Below are 16,002 nucleotides of genomic sequence, written 5' to 3' on the forward strand. Positions count from 1 at the left end.
AGGATAGTAAATATGAGACCAATTTTTTTGTGCGGCTTTATGGGCTGTGGAAAATCTACTGTGGGAAAGATCTTGGCGAAAAAAATGGGCTGTCAGTGCGTTGACCTTGACAAGTATATCGAAGATACGGCAGGAATGAGCATACCTGAAATATTCGACAAATACGGTGAGGAGCATTTCAGGAAGCTTGAAACCGAGGCTCTTGCAGCATTTGCTGACATTGGCGGCGTTGTTGCAACAGGCGGCGGAGCATTGCTTTCGGAAGAGAACGGCAAGGTGGCTAAAAGATCGGGCATGGTGGTCTTTATCGACACATATTTCAACACCTGCTACGGACGCATAAAAAACGACCCTAACAGACCTATCGCTTACAACTCCACCAGAGAACAGCTTTTAGAGCGGTTTGATTATCGAAGACCTTTATATCTTGCTCACTCACACTATGTCATAAGCGGCGGTTATCCGCCTATCGTAATCGCTTCTAAGATACAAAAGCTTTACAAGAGATTTGATTTCGGGCAGGGCTGATTTAGCTCTTCCCTGCAGGCTCGACCTTCATGTCCACTGTTTTCGGGCTTATCGCAAACCACGCGAGCCTTAAGCTTATGCCCGTTTATCTTGCATTTTTCTTCATACTTCTGCTTGTGATGATGTCAAAAACGGAAAAGCTTTGTCATAATAAATAGTACGGCTTGTGCAAACAGTACCAAATTATTTGTATCTTGGATAATCAAAAATAGCTATTTATAACGAATAATCCAAAAAGCCAGCAAGCACTGATAAAAAATATTGAAAATCCTCCCGATATGTTGTATACTTATGGTATGAAAACGTTATATTAAACTGCCATATGACAGAAGGGAGCTGCAAATGGACATACAGAAAACCGTGCTTGTCGTTGACGACAGCACAACGAACCGATCTATACTTTGCGACATACTACATTCTGACTATACTGTGATCCAAGCAGAAAATGGCATACAGGCTCTTACAATGCTAAAAAAACAGGATAAAAAAGTTGACGCTATAATACTGGATATCATAATGCCCGAAATGGACGGATATGAGTTCATGGATAAAATAAAGCATGATAAAACCTTATCTCAGATACCTGTTATTATTCTAACAGAAAAATCAGACAGAGACACTGAAAAAAAGGTGCTTGAAAGCGGTGCGTGGGACTTTGTTCCAAAGCCTTATGACGCTGATATTATAAAGCTAAGGCTCAAAAACGTTATCGCAAGAAGTCAGGTATCGCTGCTCAAAGAGCTTAATAACGTTATGAATTACGACCCTCTTACGGAGATATATTCAAAGAATAAATTTTTCAGTGCGTCAAAGGCACTTCTTAAGGCTAATCCTGACAAGCAGTTCGCTTTTCTAAGACTAGATATCGACCGTTTCAAGCTTATAAATTCATTTTTCGGCACTGCGTATGGAGACAGACTGCTAAAGCATGTTGCAAAACGTATAAGAGATTTTGCAAAAACAACGGAATGCTGTACCTTCGGTAGGATAGACGCTGACGTTTTCGGTATCTTCACCCCTTATCAGGGCAAGAAAGAAACAGTAAAGCAGATAGAGCAGGCTGTTGAAAACATGAAAAAACTGTCCGCAATCTATAACATCATGATCGTTTACGGCGTTTATGTGGTGACTGACAGAAGCCTGCCAATATCCTTCATGTGCGACCGTGCCGCTCTTGCCGCTAAAACTGTAAAAGGGCATTATATGAAAAGCTATGCTTTTTATGATGACAAAATGCGGCTTTCTATCGAAAATGAGCAGAATATAATAAATGAAATGAGCGACGCTCTTGAAAACCACGAGTTTATGCCTTACTATCAGCCTAAGTATGATGTAAAGACAAACAAGCCTGTGGGTGCGGAGGCTCTTGCAAGATGGATACACCCTACCAAGGGATTTATCTCACCTGGTGTGTTTATCCCGATATTTGAGAAGAACGGCTTTATCTCAAAGCTTGATTTCTACATATGGGAATGCGTTTGCAAACAGCTCAAGGAATGGAAAGACAAGGGAGTACCACTTTTTCCTGTGTCTGTAAACGTTTCAAGGGTCAATCTTTATAACCCTAATCTATCGAAGATCATCATAGAGCTTACCAGAAAGTATGACGTTGACCCTAAGTATTTCAACATTGAGATAACGGAAAGCGTTTATACTGACGACAATGTAATGATAGATGATATCACTAGCCAGCTCAGAAATAATGGCTTTACTATCCTCATGGACGATTTTGGCAGCGGCTATTCTTCCCTGAACGTACTCAAAGATGTTCAGGTGGATATGCTAAAAATGGACATGATGTTCATGTTCAAGGCAAAGTATGACGGCCGTGCAGAAACTATAATTTCTTCTGTTATCAGAATGGCCAAATGGCTCAATATCCCCGTTATAGCGGAAGGCGTTGACAGAGCGGAGCAGGTAGAATTTCTGAAAAGCGTAGGCTGTGACTACATTCAGGGTTTCTATTATTCAAAGCCTTTGCCTGCGGCAGAGTATGAAAAGCTTATTTCAGATCAGGAGGAACAGCCTGTGCCTGAGAACGGGACGTCAGTAAACGACCTGCTGTGGGGCAAGGGCGGAGGATTGCTGGCATATATCGACAGCATCGACCAGCCTGCTACGATATATGAATGTTTTCCGGACGGCACAGTGGTAATGGTATGTTCAAACAAGGCGTTTTCACAAAAATACGGCTATGACAGCAGTGTGTACGGCAAACTCAATGTTAAGAACTGCATTGACAGCGAATGCAAAGAGAAATTCACAAGCACTGTGAACAAGGCAATAGAGAGCAAGGACAGAGCAGAATGTGTTCTCAGTATGCACGAGATAAACGGCAAGAAGCACTGGTTCAAGACGCATTTACGATTTATCAGCGAAACAGGTGTAAGCTCTGTGCTTATAGCGTATTTCACGGACGTGACCGACATGGTGTTGACGGATAAACGCATAAACGACTATAAGAACTATATCCAAAACGAAATAGACCGAAAGCACAAGATCCTTATTGTAAGCAACAACAGCGACGCACGCTGTCAGCTCGAGGGGATACTTTCTCAGGAAAATACTGTTTTCACTGCAGAAACCATTCAGGAAGGGAAAAAGCTTCTTCTTAACGAGGATATCGACCTTATTTATTTTGACATACAGCTTATTTCCAAGGACGACGAATTTCCTCTTGACATTGATGAGAGAAGACTCCCCGTTATTGCTATAACCCAGGCTCATGGCGTACTTAAAGGCATGACAAAATTGAAGAACAGAGTTTCAGACTTTGTTATGAAGCCGTATATAGATGAGCTGGTACGCCTGAGAACGAACAATCTTTTAAAGATCAATATTTCAGGCAGTGCAAACGAAAAATATTTTAGCCGAACGAAATGATTTGAAAAAGTCCTCTGCGATAAGCGTGGGACTTTTTCTCTTGTTAAGCAGTCAGCTTTATTGACAAAATATACACTATCTGATATTATATAGGTATGAATGCTGAAAGCGAGGGAGAAAAAATGTATCTTGACAAGTGGCGTGTGGCAATAAGGAATTTGAAAAATTCGCTTTTTTCATATCCAAACACGGCTCAAAGCTGTTTCCCTGACCCTATCACGGACGACACAGTGTTTTACTGCGTTCAAGGTCTTGTATATGGCAGTCAAAAGTTCCCTGACGGAAAATTCATACGCAGTTCTCCTGTGACCTCGGTATACTCCGAGGACGGAAAGCTTTTTGCCAAAACAATAAACAACGTTTATGAGCTTAAAACGCCAAGCGATTATTTTGACTGCGATATCGCTGAAAATGCCGCACAAAAAACAGGAAGCAGTGAGCTTGCTGAAACAGCTAAAATGCAGAGAGAAAAGCTCACGGCACAGCTTGATAAATTTTTCACGATCTGCCAGAGGCTTTGCGATAATGAACAGGCTGACGTTGCAAATGAGTTACCTGAAGATACTCTCGTTATATGCTATTACGGCACTGACCCACATGGAAACAAGATGTTCTACAAAAAAGAAGATATGGTAGTGCCTGTTTTTGCATATGTGACCGTTGGGCTGGTCATTGATTCTGTGGGGCTTGCGGAAAGCGAGGAAAAGCTGGAATCATGGGATACGCTGGGGAGATATTATATTGACAGCGAGCTTATGGAGTTTTATGACTGTGACACGAAAAACCTTATTTTCTGCAATTTGACGAACTCTCCTATATATGTCACAATTTACGAAAGCTCCGCTGCTATGCTCTGTATGCCGAACACGGCTAAGATAGCTTCAAGAAAAGTAAAAGAAAAATAAAACTTTTATCCGTCTGAGATCTCAGGCGGATTTTTTTTATTGCACAATATAGAAAAGAACGTTGAAAATTAATAGAATGTTAAACTTTTAACGTGCCATAGCAATTGAATAATCGTCGAAAGTGTAGTATAATTTTCTTATATAGTTGCTTTTTGATGTAAAATAATATATTTAACTATTTTTTGTATCGTGAGGAAAAGATCATGGAAATTTTAAAACAGCGTATTCTTAAGGACGGAGTAGTAAAGGAAGGAAACGTTCTCAAAGTCGATAAATTCCTTAACCACCAAATGGACGTAAAGCTTTTCAACGATATCGGTGAGGAGTTTGCAAAGAGATTTGCAGGAACAGGCGTGAACAAGATACTCACTATCGAGTCATCCGGTATCGGCATTGCCTGCATTGCGGCACAGCATTTTAACAACTGCCCTGTTATTTTCGCAAAGAAAACTCTCAGCAAAAATCTTGACGGCGAAATGTTCGTTACTCAAGTAAAGTCCTACACAAAGGGCGTTACATATGACGTAATGGTATCTGAAAAATATCTCGGCAAGGGTGACAAGGTGCTTATTATAGACGATTTTCTTGCTAACGGCTGTGCTCTTATGGGGCTTATAGATATTGTGAAGCAGTCCGGGGCTGAGCTTGCGGGAGCAGGTATCGTTATCGAAAAGGGCTTCCAGGTTGGCGGAAAGACTATCCGTGACATGGGCGTAAAGCTCGAATCTCTTGCTATCGTTGACTCTATGGACAACGGCACTATAACTTTCAGGGACTAACGCACAAGGCGTTACCAATAAATATTTTATGGAGGAAGATCAAACATGAAGGTAAGACGTATTCTTGCGCTCGTTCTTTCTGCGGCTCTTGCTGTAACAGCTCTTACAGCTTGTACATCTGCTAAGGACGAAGCATCACAGAAGTCGGCTGACAATCAGACGGCAACTCTCAGCTATGACACTGTAAAGATCGGTGTTATACACATCGGCAACCCTGCCGACGGTTCAGGCTACACATATGCTCACGATCAGGGTATCGTTGGTATGCAGAAGGAGCTTGGACTTAAAGACGATCAGATCGTTAGAAAAAACAACGTATCAGACAGCGACCCTGCTGCTACAGAAACAGCTATCCGTGAGTGCATCGAGGAAGGCTGCAACATCATCTTTGGCACAAGCTGGGGCTATATGGACAAAATGGAGTCCCTTGCAGAAGAATATCCTGACGTTTATTTCTGCCACGGCACAGGCTACAAGAACAACGGCAAGAACCTTAACAACTACTTCGGAAGAATTTATCAGGCAAGATATCTCACCGGTATCGTTGCAGGTATGAAGACAGAGTCAAATCTTATCGGTTACGTTTCCGCTATGGGCAGCGAGAACTCTGAGTGCACAGGCGGTATCGACGCTTTCGCAATGGGCGTTTATTCTGTAAACCCTGACGCTAAGGTATATGTAAAGGTAACAAACAGCTGGTATTCACCAACAGAGGAAACAAACGCTGCAAAGGCTCTTCTTTCTGAGGGCTGCGACGTTATCGCTCAGCACTGCGACACACCTAACCCACAGCTCGAGGCTGAAAGCGCAGGCAAGTGGGGCGTAGGCTACAACACAGATATGTCTAAGGACGCTCCTAAGGCTACACTTACTTCAACTCTTTGGAACTGGTCTGCATACTACACATATCAGGTAAAGCAGATCGTAGATGGCAACTGGAAGTGTGAGAACTACTACGGCGGCATGGCTGACGGTCTTGTAGACATCGCTCCTCTGAACAAGGATCTCTGCACAGAGGATATGCAGAAGGCTGTTGACGAGGCTAAGGCTAAGCTTGAGGACGGCTCATTCAACGTATTTGACGGCGTTATCGAAACAAACGACGGCAAAACAGTTGGCGAAGAGGGCAAAACTCTCGACGACGCTACTATCACAGGCGGAATCAACTGGTACTTCAAGAACGTTGAGGTCAAGTAATAAGGCTTAACAGCTTAACAAAACAGGCGGTGCAGGTTGCCGCCTGTTTTGTTAATGATATGAGCATACGGCAGCAGTTAATTCTGCTGTCGGTTTCTGATGACATTAGCAAATCTAAGGAAGTTCATAAAAAGGAGCTGAAAGTATGAGTGAAGAAATATCTGCTGAGATCGCTGTAAAATGCAGCGGTATAACAAAAGTTTTCGGAAGCGTGGTTGCAAACGACGGCATTGATCTTGAAGTAAAATACGGTGAGATACTTGCACTGCTGGGCGAAAACGGATCAGGAAAGACCACGTTGATGAATATGCTTTCGGGTATCTATCACCCTGACAAGGGCAATATCTACATTGCCGGCAAGCCTGAGGCGATAAATTCACCTATGGATTCTATCGAACTTGGCATAGGCATGATACATCAGCACTTCAAGCTTGTGGAGGTGTTCTCCGCCGCAGACAACATTGTGGCAGGCACAAAGGGCAAGCTTAAGAGCAAGGGCGCTGTAAGAGATGAGATAAAAAAGATATCTGAACAGCTTGGTCTTGAAGTTGACCCTGACAAAAAGGTATACAATATGTCCGTCAGTGAAAAGCAGACAGTTGAGATACTGAAAGTGCTTTACAGGGGTGCTAAAATACTTATTCTTGACGAGCCTACGGCGGTTCTTACTCCGCAGGAAACTGAAAAGCTTTTCAATATCCTGAGAAAAATGAAAGCTCAGGGCTGTGCTATCATTATCATCACCCACAAGCTGGGCGAGGTAATGGATATATCTGACAGAGTGACCATACTGCGAAAGGGCAAGAGCGTTGAAACTGTAAACACTGCCGAGAGCAGTGAAAAACAGCTCACTGAGCTTATGGTGGGCAAGGCGGTGGAGCTTTCAATAGAAAGACCTGAACCTGTGAACGTAAAGCCGATACTTAACGTAGTCGATCTGACGGTAAAGAACTCTGAGGGAAGCATTGCTCTCGATGACGTAAGCTTTGTTATAAACAGGGGCGAGATACTTGGTGTGGCAGGCATTGCAGGAAGCGGTCAGAAAGAGCTTTGCGAGACTATCGCAGGGCTTCAGAAGATAGAAAAGGGAGCAGTGCTTTACAACAAGGAGAACATCATAGGCAAGACACCTAAGGAGATAATAAATCTCGGCATAAGCATGAGCTTTATCCCTGAGGACAGACTTGGAATGGGTCTTATCGCTTCGGTGGGTATGACGGACAATATGCTTCTTAAAACATACAAGCAGGGCAAGCTTTGCTTTGTGGACAGAAAGCCTGCTAAGGCGCTTTCAAAGGAGCTTATAGAAAAGCTTGAAATAAAAACTCCGTCAACGGAGCTTCCTGTAAGAATGCTTTCGGGCGGAAACGTTCAGAAGGTCCTGCTTGGACGAGAGATACACAGTGAGCCTGATCTGCTCATAACCGCATATCCTGTTCGTGGACTTGACATCAACTCATCATATCTTATATACTCGCTTCTTAACGAGCAGAAGAAAAAGAACACGGCTGTGCTTTTCATAGGCGAGGATCTTGACGTTCTTCTGGAGCTTTGCGACAGGATAATGGTGCTTTGTCACGGCAAGATAACAGGTATTTGTGACGCCAAAAAGGTCACAAAGGAACAGGTGGGCATGATGATGACAGGCTCGACAATGGAGGAGGTGCTGGGCATTGGCTGATATTATAAAAAAAGAGCCTCTTATAAGAATAGCCAAGCGTGCTGAACGCTCAAACAAGCAAAAGCTTATCATAAGGCTTCTGTCGGTGCTTCTGGCTATTTGTGCAGGCGGAATATTCATTCTTATTCTTGGCAAAGATCCGTTTTCATACTATGCAAAAATGGTAAAGGGCGCTTTTATCGGCAAGAACGCCGCAAGCCCTTTTATGCCGTTCAAAGAGACCATAAAGATAATGATACCGCTTCTAATATCTTCTCTTGGCATCACGCTTGCGTTTAAAATGAAGTTTTGGAATATCGGTGCAGAGGGTCAGATAATAATGGGCGGAGTTTTCGCTTCATACTTTGCACTGTATCATTACGATATGCCTCACTATCTGCTTTTCATTGTAATGTTCGTTGCGGCGATGATAGGCGGAGGACTGTATGGCATTATACCTGCATTTTTCAAGGCAAAATTCGACACAAACGAAACTTTGCTCACCCTTATGCTCAACTATATCGCACTTTACGTTATAGATTGGCTCACAAAGGGCGCATGGCAGGATCCTGAGTCAAAGGGATATCCTAAGATAGCAAGATTTGACCTTAACGCATGGCTTGACTCGCTAGGCGGTGTGCAGATAGGCTGGTTGATAGGTCTGGTGCTTGTGGTATTGGTATTTATCTATCTTAAATACACAAAGCAGGGCTACGAGATAACTGTAGTATCAGACAGCCATGCAACAGCAAGATATGCAGGCATGAGCCCTAGCAAGATAATGATAAGAACGATGTTTTTGAGCGGTGCTATCTGCGGCATCGCAGGAATGGTACAGGCTTGCGGAACAGAACACACACTTTCAACATCTGTTGCAGGCGGAGTAGGCTTCACGGCTATCATAGTTGCATGGCTTGCAAACCTCAATCCATTCGGCATACTTGTGGTGTCATTCTTATTCGCAGTTTTGGAAAAGGGCAGCACTGTGGTATCGTCTGAATTTGTTCTTTCACCTTACTGCTCGGACGTTTTGCAGGGAATAATCCTGTTCTTCGTGCTTGGCTGTGAGTTCTTCATCAGATACAGATTTGTAACAAGAGGAGGCAGGAAAAATGACTAGACTTATTTCATTCCTTGCCCATGCTGTATATATGGGTACTCCTCTGCTTTTCGGCACAGTAGGAGAGATACAGAACGAAAAGGCGGGACACCTTAACCTTGGTGTTGAGGGAACAATGGCAATGGGCGCTTGCGCAGGCTTTATGGTAGCATACAAGACAGGCAGTCTATGGCTTTCCATACTTGCGGCATTTCTTATGGGTGCGCTTGTTTCCCTTATCTATGCTTTTCTTACCATAACAATGATGGCGAACCAAAACGTAACAGGTCTTACACTGACTATATTCGGCACAGGACTTTCAAACTTCATAGGCGAGCAGATGATATCCGCTTCACCTACAGGCAACCTCAAACTGCCTGACGGAGTGATGAGCAGTCTGAAAAACATTGACATACCGCTTCTCAGCAAGATACCTGTTCTTGGAGAGGTACTTTTCTCACAGAACATTTTCACATATCTGAGCATTGTTATCGCTGTGATAATGTTTATCTATCTGAAAAAGACAAAGGTGGGTCTTAACCTTAGAACTATCGGTGAGAATCCTGCTGTTGCGGACGCAGTGGGAATAAACGTTGTGAAATACAAATACATAAACGTTCTTATCGGCGGAGGAATATGCGGAATAGGCGGAGCGTTCTGCTCAATGGTAATAAACGGCGGTGTTTGGATGGCAAACAGCGTGAACGGTCTTGGCTGGATAGCTGTAGCACTTGTTATCTTCGCCGTATGGAATCCTGCAAGGGCTATTTACGGAGCGTATATTTTCGGTGCATTCATGGTGCTGAAATACTACTTCCCGAAAAACCTCGGCTTCACTGTTCCTGAGTCATTCTTTGATATGCTCCCATATCTTGTAACGGCTCTTGTTCTTATCATCACTTCAGTGAAAAAATCAAGAGAGCGTTCACAGCCACAATCCTGCGGTATAAATTATTTCCGTGAGGAGAGATAGAATATCGAAGCTTGGCATTGTTTTCAAAGTGTAAAATAATTCTCAAGCCCTGAGAATTATTTTACAGATAATACCTAAAGCAACATATTTAAAAGCTCTGCATTTTGCAGGGCTTTTTTTTGCCCTAGTGACAAAATGCAGAAGATGTGATATAATCAAACAAAAGAGGGGTGAGAAAATGCTCAATATATACGAAAAATGCCCACAGCCTAGGTTTTTCACCTGCGGCTGTCTTGAGAATGACGGTGGTTTTCTGCACATCAGGAGAACGCTTAACTGTGATGTGCTTATTTTTGTGACAGAGGGGACGCTTTTTATCACAATGAACGACACCGATCTTGCCGTGTGTCCGGGAGAATATGTCCTCCTGCCCTCCGGCACAGAACATTGGGGCACAAAGCCATGCGCAGGCAGGCTTTCATATATGTGGGTACACTTCTCTGCTCCGAAAACCCGTGGAGAAAGCTGTCCTGAAAGCGGCTTTGCATACCTTATCCCTGAGCATTTCACCGCCGCAGACCCTGGACGTGTGAGCATCATTTTCAGACAGCTTCTTGACTATCAGCGACAGGAGAGGCTTTACACTGAAATGCTCCCTGTTTGCACACTTTCAATGCTTCTTATGGAGATAACACAGCAATATCTTGCCGCCGGGAATGAACATGAGATATCCCCAAAGATATACAACATCTGCCAATGGATAAGATCGAACTGTCAGAAAAAGCTCACGGCAGAGATGATAGCACGGCATTTTCACTACAACGCTGAATATCTTTCCCTTATCTTCAAGAGGGAAACAGGCTGTACGCTTATAAAATATCTAAGCCGCACTAGGATAGACATTGCCAAAAGGCTTCTTGAAACGGAGGGCATAAGTATAAAGGAAACCGCCTATTCAAGCGGTTTTTCTGACGAAAAATACTTTATGAGGACCTTTCGCAAGCTTGAGGGCATGACGCCTATGCAATATCGTGAGGCGTTTAGGAAAAGAAATATAAACAGTAAATAAAAGAAGCGATACCACACGGCTTTTTGTGCGGTATCGCCTTTATTTTATATTAACTAAAGGTTGATAAAACAAGTGAGCGGACACTGGTTGCACCTACAGGAGGTTTGATAAAAACTTACTTCTTCTCAGAGAAATAAACTGTGTATTCCTCGTCCATAACGTCGTAAAGTGGCTTGAATGTGATGTTATATTCCTGTCCCTTTGTGATATACTCGTTCTGCTTCCATGGGAATGTGCTGTAGGTGTGTTCTATCTGTGGCTCGAAAATATCGGCAGGCTTTGAGTAGTCACCTTGCAGACCGCAGTCACAGCCTGTTATGCCTGCAAGAACTATCGGTCCGTCAACTGCTGCCGCAAGGTATGGCATATCTTCAAGACGCTCCATTCTTATTTCTGACGGGAAGAAAAGACCAACTGTGTCATTCTGCCACTCCCCTGCCAGCTTTATATAGCCGTTTGCGATCTCAGCCTTTACTGCATTGCCGTTCACTGTCACTTCAGGCTCACCGCTTACCCATTCAGGCAGGCGAAGCTTCAGAACAAAAGCTGTCTTTTCTTCACAGCTTACTGTAAACTTCATTGACCAGCGTGACATTGTGAAGTCAGAATGTTCATCAAAGAAAGTCTGGCTGTTGTAGTTTTTCATATCAGTTGTCTGCTCAATATGAACAGGCTTGTCTGATACTGTGATATCAGCCTTTGAAGGTATATACTGGCTGACAATAATGCCCTCACTGTCTGTAAAATAGACAAGGTCAGGATAAAGAGTCTGAGCCTGCACCATTGTTCCGTGACAGCACCAGAAATCGTGGGTCTTGCTGCCCCATTTTTTCTTTGAGCCGTGTTTAAGAGGCAGGAAATATGTTGGCATACCGGTAGAAGCGTTCTGCTGTGCAAGGAAGCCGTTATAAAGGCAACGCTCGATATAATCTGCATACTTTGTGTCACCTGTCCACTTGAAGAGGTAGTCGGCAGTTCTTACGAGGTTGTATACAGTGCAAAACTCCTGATCTGACGCACCAAGGAAATGACCCTGCTGATGAGGCGGCACCCAGAACTCACCTGAGTTTGCACCGCTTGTGGCGTATGTTCCACGGTCTGTGACAGCGCACTTGAAAAATCTCTCTGTGCGCGTTTTCCACTTTTCGTCCCCTGTTATCTCATACATTCTTGCCGCACCATGAGAAAGCGGAATGCCTGCGTTTGCGTGGTCGTTTGTGAGAGCGTCGCCGCCCTTATCAAGAGTATCAAAAACGCAGTTTCCGCTGTAGCGTTCGGCAAGCTTCATATACTTTTCGTCTTTTGTTATGCCGTAAAGGTCAGCCCAGACTTCGAGCATACCGCCCTGCTCGCCCTTAAAGATGGCGTCGGGTGAACGTTTCAGCATCTCGTCTGTCCAATGAACATACCAATCTGCAAGCTTGCCCACAACGTCAAGAGCCTGCTCATTGCCTGTGTATTTATACACGTCAGTAAGACCCATGACAGTTTTGTGCATTACATACTGAGGCGACCACACATACTGACCTCTTGCCATCAAATCGAAATACTTTTCAGGGATAGAGCCTATCCACTCGCCGCCATTGAGCTTCTGACAGCGTGCAAGCTCGCTTATTATCTTATCAAGCTTTGCTTTAAGCTCAATATCCTCATTTGAAGCGCAATAAGCTGCCGCCGCAGACAGCCAATGACCGAGAAAATGACCTCTCAACTGGCAGGTAGGAGCTTCCCAGCCCCAGTGGAGCTTTGCTCCTGCAGGATCGTCCACCACCTGAAGCCCCGGCATTACAATGCCTGCTTCCAGGTAGAAATTCTGCAAAAGACAAGTGGAGTCAAGCTCAAAAAGATAGTTTCTGTTAAGGTCGGCTCTTTCACGAAAAAGTCCTGAAAGAAGCGACACATTATGTCTGTTCACTTTATCAAGCATAGAAGATACCTCCGAAATTTTATTTTTTCTATACTTGATTATAACAGCAAACCGCATATCTTTCAAGTGGACAAAACCCGAGATTTTATGGACAAAGCTTAGGTATTCATAGCGCAATTACGATACAACAAAAGAAATGGGCGACCAAAGGTCGCCCCTACGCTTTGCTTTGTTATGTTATGATAAACTGTTTTTACTTCGCCTTTGCCGAAGCCACAAAAGATTTGAGCTCCTCCTCAGGCATATAGCCGACAGTTGAAGCAACTACCTTGCCATGTTTCACAACAAAAAGGGCAGGTATGCTCGAGATACCGAAAGCGGCTGCAAGCTCGTTTTCCTCGTCAACGTTGACCTTCCCCACCTTTACAGAACTGTCCTCATCAGAATACTTATCCACCAGCGGTGAAAGCATTTTGCACGGACCGCACCATGCTGCCCAGAAGTCAAGCAGGACAGGCTTTTCCGAGTGCATTACTTCGTTTTCAAAATTATCCTTTGTTATGACCTTTACAGACATTTTTCACAGCTCCTTTTCTAGTCCTTGCTTTTGTAATAGAGCATACAATGGCAGAAGCCCTCAAAATTCGGGTCGGCTATCTGCTCACGGAACTCTTTGCACATACACTTGTTTTCCTCTGTGCGCTGTATCCTGCACGGACAATAGCCACCTGTGCGTTTAAGCCCCTCTTTTATGCTCTTTACCATTTCTTTATCATCATTAAGACGTACCATTACTACCTATCCTTTGCAGATATGTTTAAATTATTCCTTGACAAATGCCTTTACAATCTCGCCGATATACTGATAGTGATAATCCTTGTCAGAATACCATTTCTCATCGTTTTCAGTATCAACAAAGCACTCAGGCTTCATCTCCTGAACATAAGCCTTTTTGCACACAAGCACCATATCAGCTTCCGCAAAAGCTGTTACCTCCACGCCGTTTTCAGACACGAACACAGGGGTAAGACCTGTTTCCTTTGCCTTGTCGCAGTCACGTCCACTATGTGAACCACAGAATGAAAGTGCCTTTTTATACTCCTCTTTGAAAAAGCTTATGGTGAAATATTCTGCCTTGTCGATAAATTCCTTTGTATATCTCTGTGGTCTTATAACTGTGGTGAAGGTGTTCTTTCCCCACATAACGCCTGCAAAGCCCCATGAAGCTGTCATTGTGTTCCAGCCGCTCTCGTCGCCTGCTGTTACAAGAAACCACTCCTTGCCTATCTTTTTGTATGGATTGAAGTCAATAGCGTCAAGCTTTTCTGTTACCTCTTTGAAACCGTTGAAACTGCTCATTTTCATTACCGCCTTTCAGTATTATGTCCGACTTATCATACTTATTGTACACCAATATCGTATAGAAAACGTCTGAGTATATTATATATCATTTCTTATGAAATTGCAACCCCTTGAAAGCCCTGAAATATTGTACAAAAATCGTTAAAACAGGGCTTTTTTGTGTTGCTTTTTTTGAAGAATAGTGATATAATTGAATTAAGTATTTGTAAAGCTGTTTTTGTGTTTTTGGTTTAGCTGTTTTATTTTATGCCGTTAAAACACTCGATATGTATATCTTTTGAAGTTTATACAGAATAAATTGTATATTGTCTAAAAATATACATTAAAAAGCCTTAAAATGTGTATAAATATAAAATTTTTATGCAAAAGCACTTGACAATGCTGTATAAAGGTGTATAATAATTTTATCGGCATGAGAGCCGTGAAAATATTATACAAACATACTTACTACATACAATGGAGGAATTTTGTTATGGCAAAAGAGATCAAAAAGGTTGTCCTTGCATATTCCGGCGGACTTGATACATCTATCATCATTCCGTGGCTCAAGGAAAACTACAACAACTGCGAAGTAATCGCTGTTTCAGGAAACGTTGGTCAGGGCACAGAGCTTGACGGTCTTGAGGAAAAGGCTATCAAGACAGGCGCTTCTAAGCTCTATATCGAGGACCTTACAGAAGAGTTCATCGAGGATTATGTATATCCAACAGTACAGGCCGGCGCTGTTTATGAAAACCAGTACCTCCTCGGCACTTCATTTGCACGTCCTATCATTGCAAAGAGAATAGCTGAGATCGCTATCAAAGAGGGTGCTGACGCTATATGCCACGGCTGCACAGGTAAGGGCAACGACCAGGTTAGATTTGAGCTTGCTATCAAGGCTTTCGCTCCTGATATGCAGATAATCGCTCCTTGGAGAATTTGGGATCTCAAGTCAAGAGAGCAGGAGATCGAGTATGCTGAGGCACACAACATTCCTCTGAAGATAAACAGAGAAACAAACTACTCAAAGGACAAGAACCTTTGGCACCTTTCACACGAAGGTCTGGATCTTGAAGATCCTGCAAACGAGCCACAGTATGAGAAGCCGGGCTTCCTTGAAATGGGCGTTTCACCTATCATGGCTCCTGACAAGCCAACTTATGTAACTATCCACTTTGAAAAGGGTATCCCAACAGCAGTTGACGGCGTTGAGATGAACGGCAAGGAGCTTGTTACAAAGCTTAACGAGCTTGGCGGTGTAAACGGTATCGGTCTTGCTGACCTTGTTGAGAACAGACTTGTCGGCATGAAGTCAAGAGGCGTTTATGAAACTCCGGGCGGAGCTATCCTTTACAAGGCTCATGAAGTTCTTGAAACTATCACACTTGACAAGGAAACGGCAAGAGTTAAGCAGTATCTTTCGATCAAGTTTGCTGACATTGTTTACAATGGTCAGTGGTTCACTCCTCTCCGTGAGGCTATGAGCGCATTTGTTACAGAAACACAGAAGACTGTTACAGGTGACGTTAAGCTCAAGCTTTACAAGGGCAACATGATAAACGCAGGCGTAACATCTCCATACACACTTTATGATGAAGAAGTTGCTACATTCGATGAGGACAATGTTTACAATCAGGCTGATTCAGCAGGATTCATCAACCTCTTCGGTCTGCCTATCAAGGTAAGAGCTAAACTCGAGCAGAAGAGAAACGCTAAGAAGGACTAATAGCGACGCTCTGTTTCACAGAGCATAAAGGT

Annotated in this window: 14 protein-coding genes; 10 read left to right on the forward strand and 4 right to left on the reverse strand. The window is 43.4% G+C overall.

The window, feature by feature from the left end; genetic code table 11:
* Positions 1-12 precede the first annotated feature (12 nt).
* The 9 genes from DWW81_RS02410 to DWW81_RS02450 all read left to right on the forward strand — a co-directional run bounded on the left by DWW81_RS02410 (position 13) and on the right by DWW81_RS02450 (position 11,033).
* Positions 13-528 (forward strand): shikimate kinase, encoded by a 516-nt coding sequence (locus DWW81_RS02410; protein ID WP_117891417.1) that lies wholly within the window; start codon positions 13-15, stop codon positions 526-528.
* A gap of 342 nt (positions 529-870) precedes the next feature.
* Positions 871-3,411: an EAL domain-containing protein gene (locus DWW81_RS02415; RefSeq protein ID WP_117897201.1), complete on the forward strand. Its 2,541-nt coding sequence runs from the start codon at positions 871-873 to the stop codon at positions 3,409-3,411.
* Positions 3,412-3,506: 95 nt separating this feature from the next.
* A complete protein-coding gene (locus DWW81_RS02420) occupies positions 3,507-4,316 on the forward strand; it encodes a hypothetical protein (protein WP_117934522.1) in 810 nt (269 codons plus the stop codon).
* 203 nt (positions 4,317-4,519) lie between these two features.
* On the forward strand, positions 4,520-5,095 hold the full coding sequence (locus DWW81_RS02425) for a xanthine phosphoribosyltransferase (RefSeq protein ID WP_022288138.1): 576 nt from the start codon (positions 4,520-4,522) through the stop codon (positions 5,093-5,095).
* A gap of 45 nt (positions 5,096-5,140) precedes the next feature.
* Entirely contained in the window at positions 5,141-6,292 is a 1,152-nt protein-coding gene (locus DWW81_RS02430; RefSeq protein ID WP_117877001.1) for a BMP family ABC transporter substrate-binding protein, read from the forward strand.
* A 145-nt stretch (positions 6,293-6,437) separates the two neighbouring features.
* A complete protein-coding gene (locus DWW81_RS02435) occupies positions 6,438-7,973 on the forward strand; it encodes an ABC transporter ATP-binding protein (protein ID WP_022288140.1) in 1,536 nt (511 codons plus the stop codon).
* Positions 7,966-9,072 (forward strand): ABC transporter permease, encoded by a 1,107-nt coding sequence (locus DWW81_RS02440; RefSeq protein WP_022288141.1) that lies wholly within the window; start codon positions 7,966-7,968, stop codon positions 9,070-9,072. Before DWW81_RS02435 ends, DWW81_RS02440 begins: the two co-directional genes overlap by 8 nt.
* Positions 9,065-10,024, forward strand: coding sequence for an ABC transporter permease (locus DWW81_RS02445; protein WP_117897199.1), 960 nt, complete (start codon positions 9,065-9,067; stop codon positions 10,022-10,024). Before DWW81_RS02440 ends, DWW81_RS02445 begins: the two co-directional genes overlap by 8 nt.
* Before the next feature lie 178 nt (positions 10,025-10,202).
* Positions 10,203-11,033 (forward strand): AraC family transcriptional regulator, encoded by an 831-nt coding sequence (locus tag DWW81_RS02450; RefSeq protein ID WP_117897198.1) that lies wholly within the window; start codon positions 10,203-10,205, stop codon positions 11,031-11,033.
* 115 nt (positions 11,034-11,148) lie between these two features.
* Here DWW81_RS02450 and DWW81_RS02455 read toward each other — a convergent pair whose 3' ends face one another.
* From DWW81_RS02455 to DWW81_RS02470, 4 genes are all read right to left on the reverse strand, one after another.
* Positions 11,149-12,960, reverse strand: coding sequence for a beta-L-arabinofuranosidase domain-containing protein (locus tag DWW81_RS02455; protein ID WP_117897197.1), 1,812 nt, complete (start codon positions 12,958-12,960; stop codon positions 11,149-11,151).
* Between the two features lie 193 nt (positions 12,961-13,153).
* A complete protein-coding gene (gene trxA / locus DWW81_RS02460) occupies positions 13,154-13,477 on the reverse strand; it encodes a thioredoxin (RefSeq protein WP_117897196.1) in 324 nt (107 codons plus the stop codon).
* A 17-nt stretch (positions 13,478-13,494) separates the two neighbouring features.
* On the reverse strand, positions 13,495-13,692 hold the full coding sequence (locus tag DWW81_RS02465; RefSeq protein ID WP_022288146.1) for a ferredoxin-thioredoxin reductase catalytic domain-containing protein: 198 nt from the start codon (positions 13,690-13,692) through the stop codon (positions 13,495-13,497).
* A gap of 30 nt (positions 13,693-13,722) precedes the next feature.
* Complete coding sequence (locus DWW81_RS02470) at positions 13,723-14,259, reverse strand: flavin reductase (protein WP_022288147.1); 537 nt, start codon at positions 14,257-14,259, stop codon at positions 13,723-13,725.
* A gap of 475 nt (positions 14,260-14,734) precedes the next feature.
* Between DWW81_RS02470 and DWW81_RS02475 the strand changes: the two genes are divergently transcribed.
* On the forward strand, positions 14,735-15,970 hold the full coding sequence (locus tag DWW81_RS02475) for an argininosuccinate synthase (RefSeq protein ID WP_117897195.1): 1,236 nt from the start codon (positions 14,735-14,737) through the stop codon (positions 15,968-15,970).
* Positions 15,971-16,002 lie beyond the last annotated feature (32 nt).

Source organism: Ruminococcus sp. AF17-1AC, assembly GCF_003461385.1.
GTDB classification, from domain to species: domain Bacteria; phylum Bacillota; class Clostridia; order Oscillospirales; family Ruminococcaceae; genus Hominimerdicola; species Hominimerdicola aceti.

What these genes read in the sequence shown, in the direction of transcription:
- DWW81_RS02410 (WP_117891417.1), top strand. Translation starts at nt 13, where the DNA reads ATGAGACCAATTTTTTTGTGCGGCTTTATGGGCTGTGGAAAATCTACT.
- DWW81_RS02415 (WP_117897201.1), top strand. Translation starts at nt 871, where the DNA reads ATGGACATACAGAAAACCGTGCTTGTCGTTGACGACAGCACAACGAAC.
- DWW81_RS02420 (WP_117934522.1), top strand. Translation starts at nt 3,507, where the DNA reads ATGAATGCTGAAAGCGAGGGAGAAAAAATGTATCTTGACAAGTGGCGT.
- DWW81_RS02425 (WP_022288138.1), top strand. Translation starts at nt 4,520, where the DNA reads ATGGAAATTTTAAAACAGCGTATTCTTAAGGACGGAGTAGTAAAGGAA.
- DWW81_RS02430 (WP_117877001.1), top strand. Translation starts at nt 5,141, where the DNA reads ATGAAGGTAAGACGTATTCTTGCGCTCGTTCTTTCTGCGGCTCTTGCT.
- DWW81_RS02435 (WP_022288140.1), top strand. Translation starts at nt 6,438, where the DNA reads ATGAGTGAAGAAATATCTGCTGAGATCGCTGTAAAATGCAGCGGTATA.
- DWW81_RS02445 (WP_117897199.1), top strand. Translation starts at nt 9,065, where the DNA reads ATGACTAGACTTATTTCATTCCTTGCCCATGCTGTATATATGGGTACT.
- DWW81_RS02450 (WP_117897198.1), top strand. Translation starts at nt 10,203, where the DNA reads ATGCTCAATATATACGAAAAATGCCCACAGCCTAGGTTTTTCACCTGC.
- DWW81_RS02455 (WP_117897197.1), bottom strand. Translation starts at nt 12,960, where the DNA reads ATGCTTGATAAAGTGAACAGACATAATGTGTCGCTTCTTTCAGGACTT.
- trxA (WP_117897196.1), bottom strand. Translation starts at nt 13,477, where the DNA reads ATGTCTGTAAAGGTCATAACAAAGGATAATTTTGAAAACGAAGTAATG.
- DWW81_RS02465 (WP_022288146.1), bottom strand. Translation starts at nt 13,692, where the DNA reads ATGGTACGTCTTAATGATGATAAAGAAATGGTAAAGAGCATAAAAGAG.
- DWW81_RS02470 (WP_022288147.1), bottom strand. Translation starts at nt 14,259, where the DNA reads ATGAGCAGTTTCAACGGTTTCAAAGAGGTAACAGAAAAGCTTGACGCT.
- DWW81_RS02475 (WP_117897195.1), top strand. Translation starts at nt 14,735, where the DNA reads ATGGCAAAAGAGATCAAAAAGGTTGTCCTTGCATATTCCGGCGGACTT.